This is a genomic window from Halpernia humi (assembly GCF_900108025.1).
In the GTDB taxonomy this organism is placed as follows: domain Bacteria; phylum Bacteroidota; class Bacteroidia; order Flavobacteriales; family Weeksellaceae; genus Halpernia; species Halpernia humi.
The window spans coordinates 372,449-394,819 of record NZ_FNUS01000002.1 but is presented as its reverse complement, the minus strand read 5'-3'; the positions used below and the strand labels follow the sequence as shown (position 1 = coordinate 394,819).

The 22,371-nt window shown below is 33.9% G+C and carries 22 protein-coding genes and 1 pseudogene; 8 read left to right on the top strand and 15 right to left on the bottom strand.

Going from position 1 to position 22,371, the window contains the following annotated elements; genetic code table 11:
- Positions 1 to 310 precede the first annotated feature (310 nt).
- From C4S29_RS06805 to C4S29_RS06780, 6 genes are all read right to left on the bottom strand, one after another.
- Positions 311 to 1,408, bottom strand: a complete 1,098-nt coding sequence (locus tag C4S29_RS06805; protein WP_103913380.1) for a hypothetical protein — start codon at positions 1,406 to 1,408, stop codon at positions 311 to 313.
- A 19-nt stretch (positions 1,409 to 1,427) separates the two neighbouring features.
- Positions 1,428 to 1,646 carry a hypothetical protein gene (locus C4S29_RS06800; RefSeq protein ID WP_146063272.1) on the bottom strand — a complete coding sequence of 73 codons (219 nt, stop codon included), beginning with the start codon at positions 1,644 to 1,646 and terminating at the stop codon, positions 1,428 to 1,430.
- A 119-nt stretch (positions 1,647 to 1,765) separates the two neighbouring features.
- Positions 1,766 to 2,368: a hypothetical protein gene (locus C4S29_RS06795; protein ID WP_103913378.1), complete on the bottom strand. Its 603-nt coding sequence runs from the start codon at positions 2,366 to 2,368 to the stop codon at positions 1,766 to 1,768.
- Positions 2,355 to 2,615 (bottom strand): DUF3853 family protein, encoded by a 261-nt coding sequence (locus tag C4S29_RS06790; RefSeq protein WP_103913377.1) that lies wholly within the window; start codon positions 2,613 to 2,615, stop codon positions 2,355 to 2,357. The genes C4S29_RS06795 and C4S29_RS06790 overlap by 14 nt, the downstream gene beginning before the upstream one ends.
- Positions 2,612 to 2,899: a DUF3853 family protein gene (locus C4S29_RS06785; RefSeq protein ID WP_103913376.1), complete on the bottom strand. Its 288-nt coding sequence runs from the start codon at positions 2,897 to 2,899 to the stop codon at positions 2,612 to 2,614. The genes C4S29_RS06790 and C4S29_RS06785 overlap by 4 nt, the downstream gene beginning before the upstream one ends.
- 1 nt (position 2,900) lies before the next feature.
- Positions 2,901 to 3,119 (bottom strand): hypothetical protein, encoded by a 219-nt coding sequence (locus C4S29_RS06780; RefSeq protein ID WP_103913375.1) that lies wholly within the window; start codon positions 3,117 to 3,119, stop codon positions 2,901 to 2,903.
- Positions 3,120 to 3,237: 118 nt separating this feature from the next.
- Between C4S29_RS06780 and C4S29_RS06775 the strand changes: the two genes are divergently transcribed.
- Genes C4S29_RS06775 through C4S29_RS06765 form a run of 3 tightly spaced genes read left to right on the top strand, consistent with a single transcriptional unit; the run spans position 3,238 to position 5,590 of the window.
- Positions 3,238 to 3,672 carry a hypothetical protein gene (locus tag C4S29_RS06775; protein WP_146063271.1) on the top strand — a complete coding sequence of 145 codons (435 nt, stop codon included), beginning with the start codon at positions 3,238 to 3,240 and terminating at the stop codon, positions 3,670 to 3,672.
- A 2-nt stretch (positions 3,673 to 3,674) separates the two neighbouring features.
- Positions 3,675 to 4,322 carry a hypothetical protein gene (locus C4S29_RS06770; RefSeq protein ID WP_103913373.1) on the top strand — a complete coding sequence of 216 codons (648 nt, stop codon included), beginning with the start codon at positions 3,675 to 3,677 and terminating at the stop codon, positions 4,320 to 4,322.
- Positions 4,322 to 5,590, top strand: a complete 1,269-nt coding sequence (locus tag C4S29_RS06765; protein WP_103913372.1) for a site-specific integrase — start codon at positions 4,322 to 4,324, stop codon at positions 5,588 to 5,590. Before C4S29_RS06770 ends, C4S29_RS06765 begins: the two co-directional genes overlap by 1 nt.
- Before the next feature lie 23 nt (positions 5,591 to 5,613).
- Here the strand turns inward: C4S29_RS06765 and C4S29_RS06760 are convergent, their stop codons facing one another.
- The 6 genes from C4S29_RS06760 to C4S29_RS06735 form a co-directional block, all read right to left on the bottom strand.
- A complete protein-coding gene (locus C4S29_RS06760; protein WP_103913371.1) occupies positions 5,614 to 6,276 on the bottom strand; it encodes a class I SAM-dependent methyltransferase in 663 nt (220 codons plus the stop codon).
- Between the two features lie 56 nt (positions 6,277 to 6,332).
- Positions 6,333 to 8,291, bottom strand: coding sequence for a heavy metal translocating P-type ATPase (locus tag C4S29_RS06755; protein ID WP_103913370.1), 1,959 nt, complete (start codon positions 8,289 to 8,291; stop codon positions 6,333 to 6,335).
- A 142-nt stretch (positions 8,292 to 8,433) separates the two neighbouring features.
- Positions 8,434 to 9,156 (bottom strand): ZIP family metal transporter, encoded by a 723-nt coding sequence (locus C4S29_RS06750; protein WP_103913369.1) that lies wholly within the window; start codon positions 9,154 to 9,156, stop codon positions 8,434 to 8,436.
- 85 nt (positions 9,157 to 9,241) lie between these two features.
- On the bottom strand, positions 9,242 to 10,438 hold the full coding sequence (locus C4S29_RS06745; protein ID WP_103913368.1) for an efflux RND transporter periplasmic adaptor subunit: 1,197 nt from the start codon (positions 10,436 to 10,438) through the stop codon (positions 9,242 to 9,244).
- Positions 10,439 to 10,461: 23 nt separating this feature from the next.
- Positions 10,462 to 14,859 carry a CusA/CzcA family heavy metal efflux RND transporter gene (locus tag C4S29_RS06740; protein WP_103913367.1) on the bottom strand — a complete coding sequence of 1,466 codons (4,398 nt, stop codon included), beginning with the start codon at positions 14,857 to 14,859 and terminating at the stop codon, positions 10,462 to 10,464.
- A gap of 90 nt (positions 14,860 to 14,949) precedes the next feature.
- A complete protein-coding gene (locus C4S29_RS06735; protein WP_146063270.1) occupies positions 14,950 to 15,225 on the bottom strand; it encodes a hypothetical protein in 276 nt (91 codons plus the stop codon).
- A 410-nt stretch (positions 15,226 to 15,635) separates the two neighbouring features.
- Between C4S29_RS06735 and C4S29_RS15025 the strand changes: the two are divergent.
- From C4S29_RS15025 to arsB, 5 genes and pseudogenes are all read left to right on the top strand, one after another.
- Positions 15,636 to 15,908: pseudogene (locus C4S29_RS15025) on the top strand (phosphatidylserine decarboxylase); the annotation flags it as partial.
- Between the two features lie 194 nt (positions 15,909 to 16,102).
- The gene (locus C4S29_RS06725) at positions 16,103 to 16,435 is read left to right on the top strand and encodes an ArsR/SmtB family transcription factor (RefSeq protein WP_076387906.1); all 333 of its coding nucleotides are present in this window, start codon (positions 16,103 to 16,105) and stop codon (positions 16,433 to 16,435) included.
- A gap of 48 nt (positions 16,436 to 16,483) precedes the next feature.
- The gene (locus C4S29_RS06720) at positions 16,484 to 16,951 is read left to right on the top strand and encodes a DUF6428 family protein (protein WP_076387908.1); all 468 of its coding nucleotides are present in this window, start codon (positions 16,484 to 16,486) and stop codon (positions 16,949 to 16,951) included.
- Between the two features lie 14 nt (positions 16,952 to 16,965).
- Positions 16,966 to 17,598 carry an arsenate-mycothiol transferase ArsC gene (locus C4S29_RS06715; protein ID WP_103913448.1) on the top strand — a complete coding sequence of 211 codons (633 nt, stop codon included), beginning with the start codon at positions 16,966 to 16,968 and terminating at the stop codon, positions 17,596 to 17,598.
- 3 nt (positions 17,599 to 17,601) lie between these two features.
- Positions 17,602 to 18,648 carry an ACR3 family arsenite efflux transporter gene (gene arsB / locus C4S29_RS06710; RefSeq protein WP_076387910.1) on the top strand — a complete coding sequence of 349 codons (1,047 nt, stop codon included), beginning with the start codon at positions 17,602 to 17,604 and terminating at the stop codon, positions 18,646 to 18,648.
- 233 nt (positions 18,649 to 18,881) lie between these two features.
- Here arsB and C4S29_RS06705 read toward each other — a convergent pair whose 3' ends face one another.
- From C4S29_RS06705 to C4S29_RS06695, 3 genes are all read right to left on the bottom strand, one after another.
- Complete coding sequence (locus C4S29_RS06705) at positions 18,882 to 19,130, bottom strand: (2Fe-2S) ferredoxin domain-containing protein (RefSeq protein ID WP_103913365.1); 249 nt, start codon at positions 19,128 to 19,130, stop codon at positions 18,882 to 18,884.
- 194 nt (positions 19,131 to 19,324) lie between these two features.
- Positions 19,325 to 21,769, bottom strand: coding sequence for a multicopper oxidase domain-containing protein (locus tag C4S29_RS06700; protein WP_233740506.1), 2,445 nt, complete (start codon positions 21,767 to 21,769; stop codon positions 19,325 to 19,327).
- Between the two features lie 89 nt (positions 21,770 to 21,858).
- Positions 21,859 to 22,329: a DUF3347 domain-containing protein gene (locus tag C4S29_RS06695; protein ID WP_103913447.1), complete on the bottom strand. Its 471-nt coding sequence runs from the start codon at positions 22,327 to 22,329 to the stop codon at positions 21,859 to 21,861.
- Positions 22,330 to 22,371 lie beyond the last annotated feature (42 nt).

The window sequence follows — 22,371 nt, the reverse complement described above, 5'->3', positions numbered from 1 at the left end:
CGACTTATAGAAAGGAGTTTACAACATTTTTGAAATGAGTCCAAATCCGAAAGTTGCACGAGTCCAATTCCGAAAAAGAGATGAGTCCAATTCCGAATAAAAGCACTATTACACATGAGTCCCATTCCGAAAGCATAGATAATTGTCTATAAAGTTATCCACAATATCATTTCTAATCTGCAATGAATGAGTCCAATTCCGAAAAGTAGCACTCAAAATTCATAATTTTAACATTTCATTAACTTCAGCGAGTCCAATTCCGAAATGCGAATGAGTCCAAATCCGAAATTGAATGAGTCCAAATCCGAATTCAAATGATAACAGGATAACCATTTGGAAACAACTCTCCCATTTTTGTATCTGCATAATTCTTTTTGATGATGTTTTGAATTTCATTCAGAAAAGCACGACCTTGATAGTCCGTTGATTTTTTTTTCAGCATTCTGTTTGTTTTTACAAATTCAACAAATGCTTTTTCAATAAAATCTCTTGTTTGTGCAATATTTTTGTAATGATAAAAGAACTGGACCATTTCATCTTCCTTTAAGCCATATCTCTCTTTTAAATAATTCAACCTTTTGTTGATTTTTAAATTCACTTTTGAAACCTTTGAAATCTCTTTAGCAACTATTTTACTTGTATCGTATGGATAAATTGTAATCAAATCTTTGTCACATTTAAAATTGAAAGACAAATTGTTGTATTTATTTAGATTTAATCTTGCTGGTTTTAAAAATTTGAAGCAAAAATCATTGGCTGTTTTATAATTGAGACCAAATTTTTTATTGAGTGTAGAAAGTTTTACAGATGTTCCCATATCAGGGATTTTAGAGAGCCATATTGCAAATATGACGTGTTTATTGTTTCGAATATGATACACCAAATTGTACAGAACGTAATTGTATTCAGGTATAACCATTAATTTTTTCAACCAATAACTGCTGATCAAAAATGTGGTAAAACCTCTAACATCATAACTTGGAAGGGAAATAAGTCCACCAAAAGTTTTAATTTCTTTGCCTTTTGAGTTTTCAGATCTGTACCAAGCCATTTTAAATTTTGTAAGGAATTCGTAAGCAGCAACTACTTGTTTAGTAGATCCGCTTGGAGAAATTTTACTGTTCCTGATTTTTATGGAAGCAAAAGTATTGTTATCTGTTTCAAATTCTTCGTCAAAGAGAGAAAGTTGATGCGGACGATCTGTAGGGCGAAACTGCTCATTCCCAATGATGCTTACAATGTTAAATATCACCCTCAATGCATTGATAGGAATATCCGCAGCCTCACTATTTTCGAAAATAAAATCGTCCACAAAATGGTTTCCCAATCGAATTTTATCAGGCAATCTCTCACTACTATTTTCAATTTCTTTCCGGATGATCCGAAGATCTTTGTTTGGGACCGCCATATATCAAATACTCAAAAAATTATTTCAGTTCTGTTTGTAATTTGATTCCTTCGCTTTCTAAAGTTTTGGTTCCATCTTGTAAACTGAAATATTTATAAATTTCAATATCAATTCCTTTGAAAACACGCTTTTCTACTTTACCAAAACTGGAAACTTTTACTTTCTTAATTCCCTGATATTCGGTAAGCATTCCTTTGATAGTAACTGCCTGACCAACTTTTATCTCACTTATTATCATCTTATAAATTTTAAAAACTTTGCTTTTACCCATTACTATGAATCACCGTCAATCTTTATTCGTTTGATAATCGGGATTGTCTCGATTGATTTTTTATTTTTTAATGCACTATTATATAATTAAGGTAGAGAATTTTTTAATGCGGACTTCCAATTGGTTATAGGTCGATCGAAACTATTTTTCCAACCGTTATTTATCCAGGTTTGATGTTTGTTTTTAATTTCTAATAATAAATTATCATCATAAGTTTCTATCGATTCCGCATACTCGATAAATTCTTCAAGAGTTGGAAAATACATTATTTTCTTTCTTGAAATATCATCAATTTCTGAAACTGGAGTTTTAAAAATTATTGTTTGAACTAAAACCTCTTCATTTTGCTTCTTTGCTTTTCTTTTTTTATTTAAATCATCGTCAAAATGTTGGTTATCAAGAATTAAAGGATAATCTGATATCAATGTTATTTCTGCAGGAATGCCAGATATTGAGCGATAAGAAATAATTCCAAATCTTCGGAGTTTTTCTTTGCAAACTTTTACAGTTTTCCTTGTCATCTTAAGTTGTTTACTAACTTCAGTATCAGAAATAGTAAACTTTAAACTATCAATTTCTACACTTATCTTTAGTAAAAAAAAATAAATCGATAGCGTTGACAATCCTAATGCTCTGCTTTCATTAAACTTCCAAATACGTTCAGAAAGTTCCAGATTATAATTTTCCATGCTTGGCGAACAATTTTAGTGCTTTATCTATTTCTACTATAATTATATTGCCATTTTGCACTATTGCTCTGTCTAATATTCCGGAAGATTTTATTTCATTTGCTTTAGATAGAGAACAGCCAAGAATTTTCGCAATTCCTTTCAAGCCATATTCATATTTTTTTTCAGCATTCAATTTATTTGCAACTTCTAAAAATTCCTCAACAGTCAGTTGCCAGATTGGTGTTTTGGGATTTATATTTCTCATTTTTGATGATCGTTAAAAAGTTTCAAAGCCAACTCTGAATCAATAATAATCGTTCGTCCGTTTTGGCTAATTGCCTCATCAAATATTCCAGTTCTTTTTAATATTCCTGCATAATTTTTTGAGCAACCTATAAGTTTTGCTAATCCAGCTATGCCGTATACATACTTGGTGTTAGTTGTATTTTTTGAAATTGATTCGATTTTATCAACAGGTAATCTGGACTCTAATATTGCTACAAATTCGCCAATTGTTAACTGCCAGATTGGTTTGTCTCTGTCTTCCATATTAGTTAGAATTTATTTTTGGTTGCAGAAAAATCTCTTCCTCTGTAAATCCTTTTTCTTTATAAAATTGAACAGCGATAAATAATGTAAGTTTATTGCTGTTTCTTTTCGCAAGACCTAAAACCGATTGTTGCTGAATGTCAAGTATTTTGGCTAACTCTATGCTGAAATTATTCTCATTCAAAATCTTTTGAACTATTAATACACTCACTTTTTTCATTTCAATTATATTTTTATATAAATAATTTACTATATTTGTATTGCAATTAGATTACAAATATAGATTTATTTCTATATTAAGTGCAAATATATAGATATAAATCAATAAATAAATATTCATGACTATTACTGAAAGGCTGCAAAAGTATATGCTCCATAAAAATTTGAATGCAAATAAGGTTACTGTTGATGCCGGATTATCGGTGGGTTTAATAGGAAGAGCAATTAAGAATGATTCAGGATTAAATTCCGATACCGTCGAAAAAATATTAATTGCATTTACAGATTTGAATCCAGAATGGTTTATATCGGGAACTGGGGAAATGCTTAAACCAGTCAATCAAAATATTCATAGTAATGGATCGCCAAATAGTGTAAATAACAATATTAATGGAAATGTAAACGGTAATGGCAATTTTTCTATTACCCACAGTGAGTTTTCAGGTATGATTGAACTCCAAGCAGAAACGATGAATAGGCTGAAAACAAGTCAAGATCAATTAACTGAAAGTATGAGGCAAGTTAGTTTGCTCATAGAACTATTAAATAAGTAAACATGAGGAAGTTTTTACTTATTGGCTTTTTTACCCTTGGAGTTTCTTTTCATGCACAAAAACAAAAGCAAACTTTAAAGAAAAAAACTTCAACAATTGTTAATAACGCAAAAAATCAGAAATCAAATAAATCTCAACAAAATATAAAAGTTGAAATAGTTAATAGTGGAGATTGGAACCAATACGAGCAATCTTCTTGGTGGCGGATTGTAAAACGGAATGATAAAAATCTCTCTCAAATTTTAAATTTAGATAATTCTCAATTACAAATCAGCGAAAGTGCTATGGGCAATAATAATTGGAGAGATGAAAATGGAAATTTCAGTTTCAGGTCTATTTCTGAACCTTTAAAAATATCACAGGAATTTATTAATAAAAAAAATGAGAAAGGCGAGAACAGAGATTATGTAGCCGAAAATGAAGCATTTGAAACCACTGCACCAATTTCCTCATTATCTTTCAAAATTTTACTACACCCAAAAGACAATAAAGCCGATACATCTAAAGACATTACAAAAACTATTAATTTCTATTCTGATGGTCAACTGATTAAAACTATGATTTATTCGTATGATGATTTAGTTCAAAAAGGAGGTGTCTCCGTAAATAATTTTAATGTAGAAATTGATAAATCAAAAACTTATTACTGATGGAAATTAATTATCATTCTCAATTTTTGCTTGACAAAGAAAAAGACAGCACGACCGGAAAAATCCGATTTAGAATAAAATGGGATAAAAATATAATCGCTTTTGGTGTTGGTTACAGAGCGGAATTTGACAAATGGAGTTTAGAAACTCAACGTTGTAAAACAAACTCTACACATGGTGTAAAGAAAATTCCGGCAAGTGTAATAAATAAAAAAATCACTGATTACGAATTAGCATGCGAACGTGTTTTTAGAAATTTCTTTTATGAAAACAACACACCGGATAAAAAATCTGTAAAAGAGCAATTTAATTTAGAAATTGGTAAAAAGGTTGTGACAGAAGTTGAAATTGAGAAAACGGTGTTTGAAATTTTCGATTTATTCGTAATAGAAGAATCAAGGATTAATCTATGGACAAATACAACTTCCGCAAAGATGAAAACGTTTAGAAAACACCTTAAATCATTCGACCCAAAATTAGATTTCGAAAGCATAGATGAAGAGAAACTACTAAAATATCAATACTTCCTACAGGAAAAATTAGAACTTCAAAACTCAACTACTTTAAAGAATTTTTCATTTTTGCGGTGGTTTTTAAAGTGGGCTACTAAAAAAGGTTATAATTCAAATATGACTTTTCAACATTTTAGACCAAAACTAAAAACTGTTCAAAAGAAGATTATATTTCTTACTCAAGAAGAATTAAAGAGTGTGAAAAATTTAAAGATTCCAGCGAAAAAGAAATACTTAGATAGAGTTCGTGATGTTTTCCTTTTTCAATGTTTTACAGGTTTACGATATTCAGACGTAGAAAATCTCAAACGTAGTGATATTAGTGAAAATTTTATCGAAATCATTACTGTTAAAACATCTGATAGTTTAGTCATTGAATTGAATAATCACAGCAAAGCACTCTTAAATAAATATAAAGATTCACAATTTGACAATTATAAAGCATTGCCAGTAATTAGCAATCAAAGAATGAATGAATATCTACGAGAATTAATGGAATTAGCAAAAATTGATGAACCTATAAGAGAAACTTATTATAAGGGAAATCAGAGATATGATGAAGTTTTTCCAAAGTATGCACTCATGAGTTCTCATGCCGGTAGAAGAACATTTATTTGCAATGCATTATCTCTTGGAATTCCACCACAGGTTGTCATGAAATGGACAGGTCACAGCGATTATTCTGCAATGAAGCCTTACATTGATATTGCTGATCAAACTAAAATTAATGCGATGGAGAAGTTTAATATGCTGTGATGGTTACAAAATAAGTAATTATTTTAAGGCTTTGTACCTGATGCCACGAAAACACCGCCAAAATTAAAAGAATCAACCACTTTAAAATCTGAAACTTTCGTTTTTAAATATTGATAAATCGGTCTGTTCACTTCTCCTTTTCCAATCCATTTTACGAAAGCGCCTTTCAATCCGGGATCTTCTATAAACCAATCTAAAATTACTATTCTACCACCTGGCCTTAAAATCGAAATCATATTATCAATAATATTTTCCCATTCCGGAAGGCCGGAAAGTCCGAGGTCGCAAAATACAGCATCCACTTTTTCCGGAAAATTACCATTAGAAAAATCTTTCATCCAATCCTGGTCTATTTTTGTAGCATTTTCTATTATGAGATGCACATTTTTGTAATTATTTGCCTCTACCTTTTTCCTGGCTTGTGCCAGCATTCCACTTGAAAGGTCTATACCAATAATGTTTCCAGAGTTTTGCAAAAACTTTTGGAAATATTTTAAATTTTCGCCTGTGCCACAAGGCAGGTTTAAAACTGTATTTTCTCTATTAATTTTAAGTTCTGAAATAGCATATTTCCGTGCTTTTTTATAATACCAATTTGAGATGAAATCGTAAATTACAGATAACTTGTCATAATAGGTAATCGCTTTTTTTTGCGCCTCCTCTGTGCCGTCCATTTTAGTTGCCATATTTTATATTAATCATTTATCAAATTTTTCACTGCATTTTTAGAAGAAAAGATGTATTAGAATTTCATCTTCTGAATTCTTACTGCATTCAAAATTGCCAAAAGTGCCACACCAACATCCGCGAAAACTGCTTCCCACATTGTTGCCAAACCTCCTGCTCCTAAAACTAAAACAACGGCTTTCACGGCAAATGCCAGAATGATATTTTGCCAAACGATTTTTTTTGTCTGCTTTCCAATATTTATCGCCATTGCAATTTTACTCGGCTTATCATCCTGAATTACAACGTCCGCGGTTTCAATAGTAGCATCGCTTCCCAATCCACCCATTGCAATTCCAACATCTGAAAGTGCAACAACTGGTGCATCGTTTACGCCATCTCCTACGAATGCAACGCTTTCATTTTTACTTTTAATTGCCTTTAATTTTTCTACTTTATCTTCGGGTAATAGACCTCCGAACGCAGTATCAATTCCTAATTTTTTCGCGACAAGTTGTACAACGTTATCTTTATCTCCACTTAACATTGTTAATTTTACATTTAAATCATGCAGTTTTGATACTGCTTCCTGCGCATCTTCTTTTATAGAATCTGCGATAGTCAAATAGCCGGCAAATTTGTTGTCGTAAGCGATTGCAATCGTGGTGTAAACAATTGAACCTGGGTCTAAATCATACTTAATGGAAAATTTGTCTAATAATTTGAAATTACCAACCAACAATTCTTTGCCATTTACATTTGCTCTTAATCCATGCCCTGCGATTTCTTCTGCATTTTCCAAAGATATTTTTGAATCTATTTCTCCTACAAAATTGTGTATTGCAGTCGCAACGGGATGCGTACTTTGGCTTTCCAATTTGTTGACCATTGCCAAAGTCGTTTTTTCATCAAAACCTGGTTGCATGATAACTTCCTGAACTTTGAACACGCCTTCCGTCATCGTTCCCGTTTTGTCCATCACCACATTTTTTATGGTAGAAATAACATCTAAAAAGTTACTTCCTTTAAACAAGATTCCGTTTTTACTTGCCGCACCAATTCCACCAAAATAACCTAGTGGAATACTTATAACCAAAGCACACGGACAACTGATTACCAAGAAAACAAGTGCTCTATATAACCATTTGCTAAAAGTGTAATCCTGTACGAAAAAGAATGGAACAACCGTAATGAGAACTGCCAATAATACCACGATAGGCGTGTAGATTTTTGCAAATTTTCTAATAAATAATTCTGTGGGTGCTTTTTGTGAAGTTGCATTTTGCACCAATTCTAATATTTTGGAAAGTTTACTATCCTTGTATGCGGTAGTTACTTTCACCTGAACCACGGTGTTCAGATTAATCATGCCTGCTAAAACTATTTCGCCTTTTTCTTTAGAATCTGGTTTGCTTTCTCCTGTGAGTGCCGCTGTATTAAAAGAACCTTTTTCAGATAACAACTCGCCATCTAAACCCAACTTTTCGCCAGATTTTAGTTGGATTACGTCGCCAATCTCTACGGATTCTGCTTTTACGGTTTTTGATTGATTATCTTTAACAACGGTAACTTCATCTGGTCTTTGGTCTAATAGTGTTTTTATATTGGTTTTCGCTCGTTGCACTGCAAGTGTTTGAAAAACTTCACCCACAGCATAGAAAAGCATTACTGCTACACCTTCAGGAAATTCTCCAATGGCGAATGCACCAATCGTAGCGATACTCATCAAAAAAAATTCTGAAAAGAAATCACTCTTTCTTATACTATCAAACGCATCTCTTAAAACTGGTAATCCCACGGGAATATAGGCTGCAACGTACCAGACTATTCTTACCCATCCATTAAACCAATTTTGGGTAATCCAATTATCTAAAGCAATAGCAATTATTAATAATGTGAATGAAATAATGGCGGGCAAAAACATTTGTAACGTTGTTTTGTCCGAATTGTCGTGATTATGTCCATCATCGTGGGAATGCTCTCCGGAATGTTTTTCCTTGCTTAAATCGCGTAGGTCTATTTTCTTTTTTGCCATTTTTTATATTTTAATTTTTGAATATTTCGTTTGTATCTTATTATAATAATTTATCAAGTTTAAATTTTGAACCTAAAAATTTTATTTTAAAATTCATTTTTTGAACTTTACGATTATGCTTATTTTTTTAATCTTAATTGATTTAAACTACCATTCCTACAAGTAGAAATATTAAAAATCCTACAAAAAACATACTCGTCTGCAAAAGTGTTTCTTTTTCTTCGTGCGCTTCTTTCAATAATTCTTCAGTTACCAAAAATAGTAAAGCAGCGAGACCGAAAGACAGCACCAATTCCAGCCATTCCTGTGATAATCCTCCCAATAATGTAATTCCTAGAACGGCTCCTACAAAGAAGCAGGCGCCTAAAACTAATAAAATAATCAAATTTTTTTGTTTAGAAAAATTTGAATCCATACAAGCCAAAACTACTGCTAATCCCAGAGAAAAAGTTTCCAAAGCCAAAGCGATGGAAAGCAGAATTCCTTCGGTGCTTCCAGCCGCAAAACCAACGCCAAGAAGCACGCCATCTATGAGTAAATCTATTGCCAATGCCACCAAAAGTCCCATCGGCAAAGTATTTTTTACTGCCGATTTTTCAGCGTTTTTTTGAAATTTTTCTGAAAAATATTTTACAGCCAACATCGTTGCGATGCCCAGTCCGAAACCAATTCCCACTTCAATAGGCCTGTGATTTTTAATAATATCCGGCAGAAGTTCCACTGCAACAACTGAAAAAACCACTCCGCCCGCAAAATGCAGCACAGAACTTCGAAAACCCGCATTTGGCGTTTTAAACAACCCGGTAATTCCACCTAATAGAATGGAAACAACCGGAATTAAGGCGTATAAATAAATTGAAATCATAGCAATATTTTATTGTTAGTTTTGACAGCCTCTTATTGAAACATTAGTTTGTAAATAAATTTTAATGGTTAAAATTATCCCAATTTTATTCCTCTTCTTCCATATTATTCATTTTAGAAAGCAAGTCATATGCGCCTTTTAAAACTACTTTACTGGATTCATTAAATTTTGTGGGCAAAGTAACCGCAGTATAACCGTTTTCACTTACACCGGTTTGCACTTCTACTTTCTTAAAGATATATTGCTTTTCATTTACAGACCCATCTTTATTTTTAGTTTTTTCTAAAGTTTTTTCCAAAATAAAGATAAATTTCTTACCTCCGGAACCTACAATTGCCGCATCTGGCAATGCTGGTGTTTCCACAGATCCAAGTTCTATGATAGCATTGACAAACATTCCCGGCAACAGATTTTGAGATACATTCTGAATTCTTGCCAAAACATCTACAGTTCTGTCTCCGTGTATATCTTTCCCTATCAGATAAACTTTAGCAGTTTTTTCCTCGGCGTCACCAGTAGCCTGAAATCGAATAATTTGACCAACTTTTATTTTTGCAACATCTTTTTCAAAAACCTGCACTTTTACCATCATATTACCTGTATTTGCGATATCTGCGACAACTTCATTAGTTCCAACATATTTACCGATATTGGTATATACTTTTGTTACGTATCCGCTTTGTGGTGCATAAATGTTGGCGCGCGAAGATATGTTACCTCTCGCAACAGAAGCAGGATTGATGTTTGCAACCTGTAATCTTGCCCGTAATCCGGCAACCCGTGCAGACATACTATTATACTCACTTTGCGCCCGCTGTAAAGATTTTCTGGCTGCGATATTTTCTTTTACCAATTCTTTTTGGCGTGCAAGATCCTGTCTTAAATAAGACATCTGACTATTGCTTTCCATATAATCCTGCTGTATCTGCAGAAATTCAGGATTTTCTATCGTTGCCACCACGGTTCCTTTTCCAATATATTTTCCTTCGATTACGTTCATGGATTTTACATGACCTCCAAAAGAAGAGGTGATACTGGTCAGATTTTGCGGTGGAACTTCAATAGCTCCAGAGGCTTTGATATAATTGGAAAGATTAGTATTGGTTATATTTCCCAATTCCATTCCCACACTTTTGTACTGCGCTTCACTAAATTCTACGCTGTTTGCATCGTGCGGAACTTCTACATTTGCCGTGACTGCTGTTTCTTCCTTTTTATCGGAATTACAGGCTGACAACAAAAAACTTAAGACAATGATATATAAATATTTTGATTTATTCATGATTTTGGAACTTTAATTATTTATTATAAACCAGAAATTAATTCCAGTTCGATGGCTGTTTGATTATATTGATTTAAACTTTCGATGTATTGTTTTTTGACTTCAACGGCATTGTTTATGGATTGACTAACCTGGTAATAATCCATTTCTCCGACCTCAAAGGCACGCTGTGATTTTGAAATAAGCAATTTTGCCTGTGGCAATGCTGTTTCCCTATAAAAATTGATCTGGATTTGCAACCGTTTTAGATCCGAAAGCAGTGTAGAACCCCGTTGAGAAAGACTGAAAGAAAATGCATCTACTTTTGCTTCCTGTATTTGCTGGTTAATTTCTGCGGCTTTGATTTTTGCTTTTTGCGCTTTTGAAAAAATGGGTATGCTAATTCCCAATTCTACACCCTGAAATCTTTTACCTACGCCATAAAACTTTGAAACTCCATTTTTTTCGAAGTTACCAACTAGTGACTGATTAAAATAACCCACGCTAAAATCGGGAAGCAACCTGCTTTTTTCAACCCTTATTTCTTCTTTCGCGACCTCTATCTGGCTTTTCAAAGCAAGTAATTCCGAATTGTTATTAAAAATTGCGCTCTGTGGTGATACATCTAAAAACTTTTCGGCAAGCGTTGTTTCGGTAATATCTTCAATGGTTTGATTTCCGGTGTATCTTTTTAATTGCTCCAGATGAATTTTTATATATTCATCAGTTTGCAATTTTTGAGAAATCGCTTCCTGCAATCTGGTATTGGCATTGTATTTTTCTAAAATATTTGTTTCACCTGTCTGAAATCTTATGTCTGCTGCACGAAGTATTTTCTCATAAAGCGCGATTAATTCCTCATTTAATGTTCTTTGCTCCTTTCTGTAGAGTAAACTATAATAAATACTTTTCACCTGATAAGTGATCTGATTTTTATAAATCCCTGCCTGCATTTTGGACGCGTTTATATTTGCATCTGCGAGTTCTGTGAGTCTTTTCAAATAAACCGGATTCGGAATATTTTGGCTTATGGTAATATTGTTATCATAAGCAATAAGACTATTATATTGTCCAAAAGTGAGATTGATATTTGTTTTTCCGTAATCTCTCACAGAACCTTTTAATGCAGACTGATAATCCGCTCCTAATTTTGCAACCCTTGTGTTTGGATTGGACTCCAGGGATGCAGAAATCGCTGAATTCAAATCTATCGTTCCTAAAGATGAAGATGAATTTGTTGTAATTTGACCCTTTACTCCATTATTAAAACCTGAAAGTAAAAACAAAAGAATGATAGTTGCTGATCCTGCAATTTTTGTCTTTTTCAACTTACGTCGGGAAGGTTTTATATTCTCCACATAAGAGTAAAGTATCGGCAATAGTACCAATGTAAGAAATGTTGCAGTGAACAATCCACCAATAACGACTGTTGCTAATGGTTTTTGCACTTCACCTCCTGCTCCGGTTGCTAATGCCATTGGCAAAAACCCAAAAGAGGCAACAGTAGCCGTCATTAAAACCGGTCTTAATCTTATAGCAGTACCTGCGAGAATTATTTGTTTTACATCTTTCATTCCTTGTTTTTTAAGTTGATTAAACTCTGTTATTAACACAATCCCATTTAAAACCGCCACACCGAACAGAGCAATAAAACCTACACCAGCCGAAATACTAAAAGGTAAACCTCTTATCCAAAGGGCAAATATTCCACCTATGGCAGACATCGGGATTGCTGTAAAAATTAATAATGAATATTTTAAGGAACCAAACGCAAAATAAAGCAGCAAAAGAATTAATCCCAATGCAACCGGCACGGCTATAGACAGCCTTTTGTTGGCTTCTTCCAAATTTTTAAATTGACCACCATAAGTTATAAAATAGCCGGTCGGCATTTTTACTTTTTCGTCAATTTTTGCCTGAACATCTTTTACTACAGAGGCAATATCTCTACCCCGAACATTGAAGCCAACGATAATTCTTCTTTTAGCATCTTCACGCTGTATTTGGTTAGGTGCCAATTGATAACTTACATCTGCAACCTGTTCCAACGGAACTTGGTTTCCATTACTTGCCGTAACAAAGAGTCTTTTTACATCTTCGATACTTTGGCGCTCCCCCTGTTCCAAACGAACGACCAAATCAAAACGTTTTTCTCCTTCGAACACCGTTCCGGCTACACCTCCCGCAAATGCAGTGTTGATGGCATTATTTATTTCTTCAACATTTAATCCGTATCGCGCGATATTATCCCGGTTCAATTTGATAGAAATTTGTGGTAGACCACTCACCTGTTCTATATATAAATCTTCTGCACCATCTATTGAGGGAATTAATCCACCTATTTTCTTCGCTAAATCTGAAAGCATCTCTAAATCATCGCCAAAAATTTTGATACCCACATCCTGTCTTACACCTGAAATTAATTCGTTGGTCCGTAATTGTATAGGTTGCGAAAAACCGAACGTAACACCCGGAACCTGTTCTAAAGTTTTCTGCATTTTCTCCGCTAATTCTTCCCGGGTATCTGCACTTGTCCATTCTTTTTTAGGTTTTAATAATATCGTTATATCTGTAGCCTCTATAGGCATTGGATCTGTAGGAATCTCGGATGCTCCAATCTTGCCCACAACTTCCTTCACTTCCGGATAAGTTTTCATCAATAAACTGGATGCCTGTTCTATTTTTTCAATGGTCTGCTCCAGCGAACTTCCTACCAATAATCTTGTTTCTACAGCAAAGTCTCCTTCCTCCAGAGTTGGTAGAAATTCACCACCAAGAGAATTGAAGATAACTGCTGACACTCCGAGAAGCGCAATCGCAACAATCAAGACAGTTTTTTTAAATCGCAGTGCACCTTTGATTATCGGATCATAAATACGCTGAAATTTTTCCATCATTTTATCAGAAAAGTTCTTTTTATGCGTGATATTTTTACTCAGTAGAAGTGAACTGATCATCGGCACATAAGTAAGCGAAAGAATTAATGCCCCAAATATTGCAAAGGATACCGTTTGTGCCATCGGTCGAAACATTTTACCTTCAATTCCTACCAAAGCCAATATTGGTAAATAAACAATTAAAATAATTAGTTGGCCAAAGGCTGCCGAGTTCATCATTTTTTTTGCAGAACCGGAAACCTGCATATCCATTTCTGCCTGCGAAATTTTTCCTGGTTTTTGCCGGGCTAAACGGTGCATGGTTGCTTCCACGATAATTACAGCACCGTCTACGATTAGTCCAAAATCAATCGCCCCAAGACTCATTAAGTTTCCAGATACGCCAAAAACTTTCATTAATGCTACAGCAAATAGCATTGCTAAAGGTATTACAGAAGCCACAATTAAGCCTGAACGAATATTCCCTAGAAAAAGAACTAAAACTAATACTACTATTAGCGCCCCTTCTATTAAGTTTTTTTGCACCGTACTCATTGCTCTGTCTACAAATTCACTTCTGTCCAGAAAAGGTTCTATCTCTACACCGTCAGGTAAAGTTTTCCGTATTTGGTCTATTTTATCTTTTACTCGTCCAACTACTTCAGAAGCATTATTATCTTTCAATAGCATTACAATTCCACCAACTGCTTCTTTATCATTTCTGGTAAGTGCACCGTAGCGTGTAGCGGTACCAAACTGAACTTTTGCAACATCCCTGATGGTAATAGGTAGGCCATTCTCCGAATTTTTAACTACGATCCTTTCGATATCTGCAAGACTAGTGATCAAGCCCTCACTTCTAATAAAATAGGCATTGGGTTTTTTATCAATATAGGAACCACCGGTATTCTGATTATTTTTTTCCAGTGCTGTGAAAATATCAGAAATAGATAAATTGTAACTTCTTAGTTGATTAATATTTAAAGCAATTTCATATTGTTTCAAAAGACCTCCAAAACTATTTACTTCTGCAATTCCCGGCGTACCCAAAAGTTGTTTTCTAATAATCCAGTCTTGTATTGTTCGAAGTTTGGTGGCATCATATTTATCCTCAAAGCCAGGTTTAGCATGAACCGTATATTGGTAAATTTCACCTAAACCTGTAGAAACCGGCGCCATTTCAGGATTCCCAAGACCGGCTGGAATGGAACTTTTGGCTTCAGGTAGCCGTTCAGAGACTTGCTGGCGTGCCCAGTAAATATCTATGTCGTCATGAAAAATGATGGTTACAACTGATAAACCAAAGCGAGAAATAGATCGCACTTCCTGAATTTCAGGAATAGTAGACATTGTCTGTTCGATAGGGTAAGAAATAAACTGTTCTATTTCCTGCGTTGCCAGTGAGGGACTTAATGTTATTACCTGTACCTGATTATTTGTAATATCTGGTACGGCATCTATAGGAAGAGTTCGAAGCGACATAACGCCCCATATAATTAAAGCAAGCGTGAAAATCCCGATCACCAATTTATTATTGATGGAGAATTCAATGATTTTATTTAGCATTGATAAAGAAAATTAGATTAAAGTAAAATTTAGATAACAAAAATTACCAGTTCGCAAAAGAGCACAAACCGTTATTTTTATTGAATAATACTAACCTAATTGAGGAGGTTGCCAGATACTGCCAAAGTAGTTGGAGTATGGATTTGGAATATGAAAAAACTCTGCTGAATAGAATTCGTTTGAAAAATGACCAATAAAGTTTGCAGGAATTTGTTGATACAAAACAACATTCCTACCACAGCAACTGCACATACAAAAAGACGAACAAGAATCGTCTTTATGTTTTTGTGAATGGTTTTCCTGCGCCTTTTCAATTTTAGTAGTAGCCAACTCAAAAGTGCTTTGTTCACTATCAGAACAAGGCATACTAAACAAGACTGCTAAATAAACTGTTAATATGTAGTTGAAAATCTTCACCTTTGCAAAGGTAAATAAAAAATTGCTGCCGGAAATTATATTATTCTTGATTTTTTGACAATCCAAAAAAGAGTGAATCTTTCCACAAATTGTAAAAATTACCTGATATTATTTCATCTTCTCTCATAAATCTGTACTTTTACAATCTTGAAGAAAATAATTTCAATATCATTTCTACTTATTTTTCTGTGTGCCAATACAGAATTGGGTGAAATGTTGAAATTTCCAAACTTGATACAGCATTTTGTAGAGCATATTACGAATAAGACAGAACACTCTCTTTCATTTTTAGGTTTTGTGAAAAATCATTATGATAGTTAGAAATCGCATTCGGATTCTGACCAACACATTTTCCGGTAAGTGGAATCACGGCAAGTTCAAATATTAAAATTGACGGTAATTACTACTCGGTAAGTCCTTTGGCTCTGCGTGAAAAAGCAGAAATCTTCTGGCTGAATAAGCGCGAGTACTGCATTATAAAAAGTCCGGTTTTCGGCAATGTTGTCATGATCGAAGTTGGGGCAACAATGGTTGGAAGTATGATTCAAACTTATCAAGGTACGAATGTAAAAAAAGGGGAAGAAAAAGGTTATTTTAAATTTGGAGGTTTCGACAGTTGTCCTGTTATTTGAGAAAAACAAAATTAAAATCGATCATGATTTATTGGTTAATACCTCGAAAGATTTTGAAACGATCATAAAAATGGGTGAAAGAATTGGAGAAAAATTTTAAAAAACTCCATTTATTTGAAGTATAAAAAATACTCCTCTTAATTTTGTTTTGCTCGTATTTATATTAATCGTAATATTGCAATTAATAAAACATAATGGGAAGTTCAAAAACAGAAAAATTTACGGAAGAGCAAAATAAAATTGCATTATTTGCGAAAGTATTCGGACATCCTGCAAGGGTAGCGATTTTACAACATTTGTTTAAAATTAATGCTTGCATTTGCGGAGATCTGGTAAATGAAATTGGATTAGCCCAACCAACAATCTCGCAACATCTAAAAGAATTGAAGCATTTAGGCTTGATTAAAGGAAATGTGGAAGGAACAAGTGTTTGTTATTGTATTCACGCAGAAAATTGGATAGCAATGAAAACTGTAATGACTGAATTTCTAAACCAAGACTTAACCGAAAGCCAAGATTGCTGTTAAAAAAATTTGAATGTATTGATCATATAATCGCAATAAACAAATAAAGTTATGAAATTATCACAAGTAAAATCAGTATTAAAAGAACTGGAAACTATAGGTTTTCAATTACCAAACGGAGAATTAGTACCAAATCACTTTCACGTTACAGAAGTCGGTAAAATCACAAAACATTTTATCGATTGTGGTGGAACTGAAAGAAAAGAAGAAGTCGTAAATTTCCAACTATGGAATGCAAATGATTACGACCACAGATTGCATCCAGAAAAGTTGTTGAACATCATTGAACTTTCGGAAAAAGTTTTAAAAATAGCAGATTTAGAAATCGAAGTAGAATACCAAGCGGATACAATTGGAAAATTCGGACTTGATTTTGACGGGCAACATTTCTTATTGACATCTAAACAAACTGATTGTTTGGCTAAAGACCAATGTGGCATTCACGCTGAAAAACCTAAAAAGATTTTATCTGAAATTCAAACTGCAACTTCTTGTGCACCCGGAAGTGGTTGTTGCTAAAAAAAATCAAAAAAATGAAGACAACAAAGCGAACTCTATTTTTAGAAATACAAAATTTAATCAAAGAATTAAAACCTCATACCATTTCAAGCGAACGTAAAGCAGTTTTACAACCGCTAACTGATTTTATTCAGGCAGAGGTTTCAAAAAATCAAGAAATCCGTATCAACTTTATCTGCACTCACAATTCACGAAGAAGTCATTTATCACAAGTTTGGGCGCAAACAATGGCAAACTACTTCAATATCAGAAACGTATTTTGTTATTCGGGCGGAACAGAAGCAACCGCACTTTTTCCAATGGTTGCAGAAACTTTGCTAAATTCAGGTTTTCAGATAAACACAATTTCTAAAAATGATAATCCTGTTTATTCCATTAAATATGCAGATAACGAGCATCCAATAATTGGATTTTCAAAGAAATTGAATGATGATTTTAACCCAAAATCTGGTTTTTGTGCAGTTCTTACTTGTGATTCTGCAAATGAAGCCTGCCCAATTGTGTTTGGCGCAGAAAAACGAATTCCTATCACTTTTGAAGACCCAAAAGTATTTGACGATACACCACAACAAGCAGAAAAGTACAATGAAAGAAGTCTGCAAATAGCAACTGAAATGTTTTACGTTTTCTCTCAAATAAATTCATAAAAAATGGCTTCAAAAAAATTAAGTTTTCTAAATAGAAATCTAACGCTTTGGATATTTGTCGCAATGGCAATAGGAGTTGGACTTGGGTATTTTATTCCAACATTTCCAAACATCATCAATTCATTTAGTAGCGGAACTACAAATATTCCGATTGCAATCGGTTTGATTTTGATGATGTATCCACCATTGGCAAAAGTCAATTATTCATTATTGCCAAAGGTTTTCAGAAACACAAAAATCCTTTCTATTTCGCTCATTCTTAATTGGATAATTGGTCCCGTTTTAATGTTTGTTTTAGCAATTACATTTTTGCGAGATTATCCCGAATATATGGTTGGTCTTATTTTAATTGGTTTGGCTCGTTGCATAGCAATGGTCTTGGTTTGGAACGACCTTGCAGAAGGAAGTAGCGAATATGGAGCAGGTTTAGTCGCTTTAAATAGTATTTTTCAAGTTTTTGCCTATAGTTTTTATGCCTGGATTTTTATCACAGTTCTACCTCCATATTTCGGTTTTGATGGTGCAATTGTGGATATTTCAATCGGAACTATTGCAGAAAGTGTCGCCATTTATTTAGGTATTCCGTTTGTAATGGGAATTTTAAGCAGACTTATTTTAGTAAAAATAAAAGGCGAAGAATGGTATACCAACAAATTCATTCCGACAATTTCGCCCATAACTTTAATTGCGCTTTTATTTACCATTGTAGTAATGTTCTCGCTAAAAGGAGAATTGATTGTGAAAATACCAATGGACGTTGTGATTATTGCAATTCCATTATTAATATATTTTACGTTAATGTTTATCATTGGATTTTTCGTTACCAAAGCATCAGGAGCAGAATATGACAAAACGACAGCGGTGGCATTTACAGCAGCAGGGAATAATTTTGAATTGGCGATTGCAGTTGCAATTGCAGTTTTTGGGCTAAATTCGGGACAAGCGTTTGCAGGCGTAATTGGTCCTTTAGTCGAAGTTCCAGCACTGATTTTATTGGTTCGGGTTTCATTCTGGTTGCGGCAAAAATATTTCGCAAAAAATAATATTTAGTTCTGCAGAGTTTAGAGAACTGCATCATAATCATTAGTAGATAAATTTTCTATTTCAGAAAAAGAATAAACCGCAATTAAAGGCCAATCTATAATGAATGAATTAATTATACAACTGGAGTCCACAATATCAAATTATTACCATTCACAGACGACAATTGTTCAGCATCACCTTCAGGAACTAAAATCTTCTTACGATACATTAAGTCTCTTGGAAAAAAAGACGAGAAAATTTTATTTATTTAAAATATTCCTTTTGATGATTGTTCCCAAATCTTTCTCCGAAAACCAAATATCTTCTGGATGAAGATGAAGAACAGGGGCCTGTTGACATCTATTATTACAATCCATTTTTTCAATTTCTATTTTATTTTTCAGATTATATTTCTTTACATAGAAATCTAAAAGTTTTCCTTTTTTCTTTCTACAATTTACGCCATTACACCAATAGATAATAGGCTTGCCGTTGTTAGAATCTTCCATAGTGTTATAGTTTATCGTATTTAATTTTACGATTTTAAATTAATAGTCGTCTTAATAACAAATTTGCACTTTATTTTGCTTAACCTCAAGGCTTTATTTTTAAAATTGCTTTAGTTCTAGATCAACAGAAGAAATAAAATCCGTCCCAGTTTAAAGGAGACGGATTTAAAATTTAAATTGATGCTTTTTTATCTTTAATACATAAAAGTCAGACCGGCTCCAAATCCATATTCACTATCATAATTAGTGGAAACAGCCACCCATTTTTGCAGGATATATTTGAGCCCAAAATCATATTCTTTGTCGGAATTGACTGCAAAACTTCCGCGAATTCTGGGTGAGATCGGAATATTTTCACGTCCCAGTTCCAAGCGTACTTTCCCATTTTGGTCAATATTTGCATCTGCAATAATCAACATGGGTAAAATGTAGCGAATACCGGCAATTGCCACATTTTGATTTTTTGGCATTACATTTTGTCCAAACCATGATTTGGTCGTTTCGTGCATTCTTGCACTTCTAAAACCCACATAAGGCATTGCCCACTGGTATTTTCCTAAAAACCGCCCCACTTTCACAGTACCTTCATAATGTGAAAAATCGTAATTACTGTGCAATTCGTTCACATTCATCCATCTTGGTCCAACCATGGTCATATTTTCAAAATGAAATTTGTTTGACTCTGCGTCCAGCATTGCTGTAGTACTAATCATTCTGTTTTTATTTAAAAACTGTTTGTAAGAAGCCTCTTTATCCGGTAATTGTGGATTTGGCGCTGAATTTTCATAACTGAAAACTCTGCCCATTCCGCTCATCATGTGGTATAAAATATGACAGTGGAAAAACCAGTCGCCATCTTGGTTTGCAGCAAATTCTATCGTTACAGTTTCCATAGGTGCAACATCAATTACATTTTTCAAAGGTGCATATTCTCCTTTAGCATTAACTATTCGGAAATCATGCCCGTGAAGATGCATTGGATGGCGCATCATTGAATTATTATACATAGTAATACGAACAACCTGACCCTTTTTAATTAAGATCTTATCACTTTCTGCCACCGTTTTATTATCTAAAGTCCAGAGGTAATTACGCATGTTACCTTCCAAAGTGAAATTCAACTGTTTCACATTGTCGGTTGGCAAAATAGTTTTGAAAGGAGATTTCAACATGTTATAATTGAGACGTTTGATGGTTTTTTCATCCGATGAACTCATGTCCATCTTGCTGTGATCCATTTCCATTTTTCCATCGTCCATTTTCATGTCAGATTTCATGTCCATTTTGCTGTGATCCATTTCCATTTTTCCAGCGTCCATTTTCATCTCAGATTTCATGTCCATTTTACTGTGATCCATGTCCATTTTACCATCGTCCATTTTCATATCAGATTTCATATCAGATTTCATGTCCATTTTGCTGTGATCCATGTCCATTTTACCATCGTTCATTTTCATATCAGATTTACCGCCCATCATTTCGTTCATGTGCTTCATGGTTTTCATACGCTGGGCTTCAGATAATTCTGGATACATTACTTCGTTCATGTCCATCACCTGGTTACCCATCGTCATATTCATCGGTTTCATATCACCACTCATTAACATCATATCGTTCATCATTTTCATGCCTTCAAACAGGTTCAGTTTTGGTAAATTGGGAGCGTCCACCTTTTCACCATTTCCTAAATAAAGTGAAGCATGACCCTGTCTGTCTTCCGACGTCGCGCGGAATTCAAAACTTTTGTTTTCAGGAACAGTCACTTCAATATCATAAGATTCCGAAACGCCCACAATTAATCGATCTACTTCTACCGGTTCTACTTCATTACCATCACTTCCGATAACTGTGATTTTCCCGCCACCATAATTTAACCAAAAATAAGAAGAGGATGCACCATTGGCGACACGGAGCCTAACTTTATCACCGGCTTTTAGATTTTTATAATCCGAAGAAATTTCACCATTAATAAGAAAATTATTGTAATAAACATCACTCACATCCATCGCTTCCATTCTTTTCCACTCGTTTAGAAGTTTTGTTTTAAAATGTCCTTTTCCAATGGCTTCAGAATAACTTTGCACAGTACCTTTTTTGATGGCGTACCAATCTGTTTGGTCCATGTGAAGTCTTCGCATAATCTGGTTAGGATTTTTGGCTGCCCAATCTCCCAACAAAACAGGAATATCCGCTGCAAAAACTGTTTCTGGCTGACTTTCCCTTTTCTTGAAAACCAAAATCCCATTCATCCCGATCTGTTCCTGCGTGCCTTCATGAGAATGATACCAATAGGTGCCGTTTTGGGAAATTTTAAATTTATAAAGATGGGTTTCTCCAGGTTTTACCTCTTTTGTAGTTAAATACGGAACGCCGTCCATCTCATTGGGCAATATCACTCCGTGCCAGTGCAAACCGGTATTTTCTTTTTTTAACTGATTATGCAAATATATTTCAGCCGTATCTCCTTCTGTAAAATAAAGAGTTGGCGCCTGTAATTTGCCATTTGTGAAGATTGCACGACTCGTATGTCCATTAAAAGTAACAAGGGTATCTCTTACATATAAATCATAGCGCACTGTTTTTCCACCGAAAGAAACTTGGGTATCGTTACTATTTTTTACTGCTTTATTTTCAGACATTTTCATTTCTTGAGAATATCCATTTACATAAAAAAGTAAATACAAGAGCGCAAATGCTTTAAAAATATATCGTTTATAATTATTCATAATTATTTAATTTCAGATTTTACACTTCCACAAGAAAGCATAGAACTGCCGTAGAAAGGATTTTTAACTACTTTTTCTGCACTTAACCAACTTGCATCAACCATTGGGCAATACATTATAAATACAGATTCATCTGCCAGTTTAAATTTTTTGGTTAACCAGATCATATTTTTTGAAAGTTTACCAAAAGATTCTCTTTGGGTTTCAATGCTTCGGCTTTCTGCGATTTTGGTAGCATCTGTTCGCAAAATATCGAGATTACCTTCAGATAAAACTTTGTAATCTACCATTGCGGCAGACTTTAAAAATAAGTCTGCATTTTTTGAGGCTTCGTTGGAGTTATCTGCTGTTAATGCAGTTGTGATACTTAAATAATTTTGATACAATTTTGAAATAGACGCATCATTTGTTTGAGCAGATAAATTAAAAATTGAAAATATGGATAATACGGATGTGAAAATTAATTTTTTCATTATAATAAATTTTAGATTTTTTGAATTAAATAATTGTTGGAA

Excerpts from the sequence above, each read along its gene's own strand:
- C4S29_RS06715 (WP_103913448.1), top strand. The coding sequence starts at position 16,966 with ATGAAGACAACAAAGCGAACTCTATTTTTAGAAATACAAAATTTAATC.
- C4S29_RS06795 (WP_103913378.1), bottom strand. The coding sequence starts at position 2,368 with ATGGAAAATTATAATCTGGAACTTTCTGAACGTATTTGGAAGTTTAAT.
- C4S29_RS06705 (WP_103913365.1), bottom strand. The coding sequence starts at position 19,130 with ATGGAAGATTCTAACAACGGCAAGCCTATTATCTATTGGTGTAATGGC.
- C4S29_RS06745 (WP_103913368.1), bottom strand. The coding sequence starts at position 10,438 with ATGAATAAATCAAAATATTTATATATCATTGTCTTAAGTTTTTTGTTG.
- C4S29_RS06800 (WP_146063272.1), bottom strand. The coding sequence starts at position 1,646 with ATGATAATAAGTGAGATAAAAGTTGGTCAGGCAGTTACTATCAAAGGA.
- C4S29_RS06695 (WP_103913447.1), bottom strand. The coding sequence starts at position 22,329 with ATGAAAAAATTAATTTTCACATCCGTATTATCCATATTTTCAATTTTT.
- C4S29_RS06700 (WP_233740506.1), bottom strand. The coding sequence starts at position 21,769 with ATGTCTGAAAATAAAGCAGTAAAAAATAGTAACGATACCCAAGTTTCT.
- C4S29_RS06755 (WP_103913370.1), bottom strand. The coding sequence starts at position 8,291 with ATGGCAAAAAAGAAAATAGACCTACGCGATTTAAGCAAGGAAAAACAT.
- C4S29_RS06805 (WP_103913380.1), bottom strand. The coding sequence starts at position 1,408 with ATGGCGGTCCCAAACAAAGATCTTCGGATCATCCGGAAAGAAATTGAA.
- arsB (WP_076387910.1), top strand. The coding sequence starts at position 17,602 with ATGGCTTCAAAAAAATTAAGTTTTCTAAATAGAAATCTAACGCTTTGG.
- C4S29_RS06765 (WP_103913372.1), top strand. The coding sequence starts at position 4,322 with ATGGAAATTAATTATCATTCTCAATTTTTGCTTGACAAAGAAAAAGAC.
- C4S29_RS06725 (WP_076387906.1), top strand. The coding sequence starts at position 16,103 with ATGGGAAGTTCAAAAACAGAAAAATTTACGGAAGAGCAAAATAAAATT.
- C4S29_RS06720 (WP_076387908.1), top strand. The coding sequence starts at position 16,484 with ATGAAATTATCACAAGTAAAATCAGTATTAAAAGAACTGGAAACTATA.
- C4S29_RS06760 (WP_103913371.1), bottom strand. The coding sequence starts at position 6,276 with ATGGCAACTAAAATGGACGGCACAGAGGAGGCGCAAAAAAAAGCGATT.
- C4S29_RS06735 (WP_146063270.1), bottom strand. The coding sequence starts at position 15,225 with ATGCCTTGTTCTGATAGTGAACAAAGCACTTTTGAGTTGGCTACTACT.
- C4S29_RS06750 (WP_103913369.1), bottom strand. The coding sequence starts at position 9,156 with ATGATTTCAATTTATTTATACGCCTTAATTCCGGTTGTTTCCATTCTA.
- C4S29_RS06740 (WP_103913367.1), bottom strand. The coding sequence starts at position 14,859 with ATGCTAAATAAAATCATTGAATTCTCCATCAATAATAAATTGGTGATC.
- C4S29_RS06785 (WP_103913376.1), bottom strand. The coding sequence starts at position 2,899 with ATGGAAGACAGAGACAAACCAATCTGGCAGTTAACAATTGGCGAATTT.
- C4S29_RS06790 (WP_103913377.1), bottom strand. The coding sequence starts at position 2,615 with ATGAGAAATATAAATCCCAAAACACCAATCTGGCAACTGACTGTTGAG.
- C4S29_RS06770 (WP_103913373.1), top strand. The coding sequence starts at position 3,675 with ATGAGGAAGTTTTTACTTATTGGCTTTTTTACCCTTGGAGTTTCTTTT.
- C4S29_RS06775 (WP_146063271.1), top strand. The coding sequence starts at position 3,238 with ATGACTATTACTGAAAGGCTGCAAAAGTATATGCTCCATAAAAATTTG.
- C4S29_RS06780 (WP_103913375.1), bottom strand. The coding sequence starts at position 3,119 with ATGAAAAAAGTGAGTGTATTAATAGTTCAAAAGATTTTGAATGAGAAT.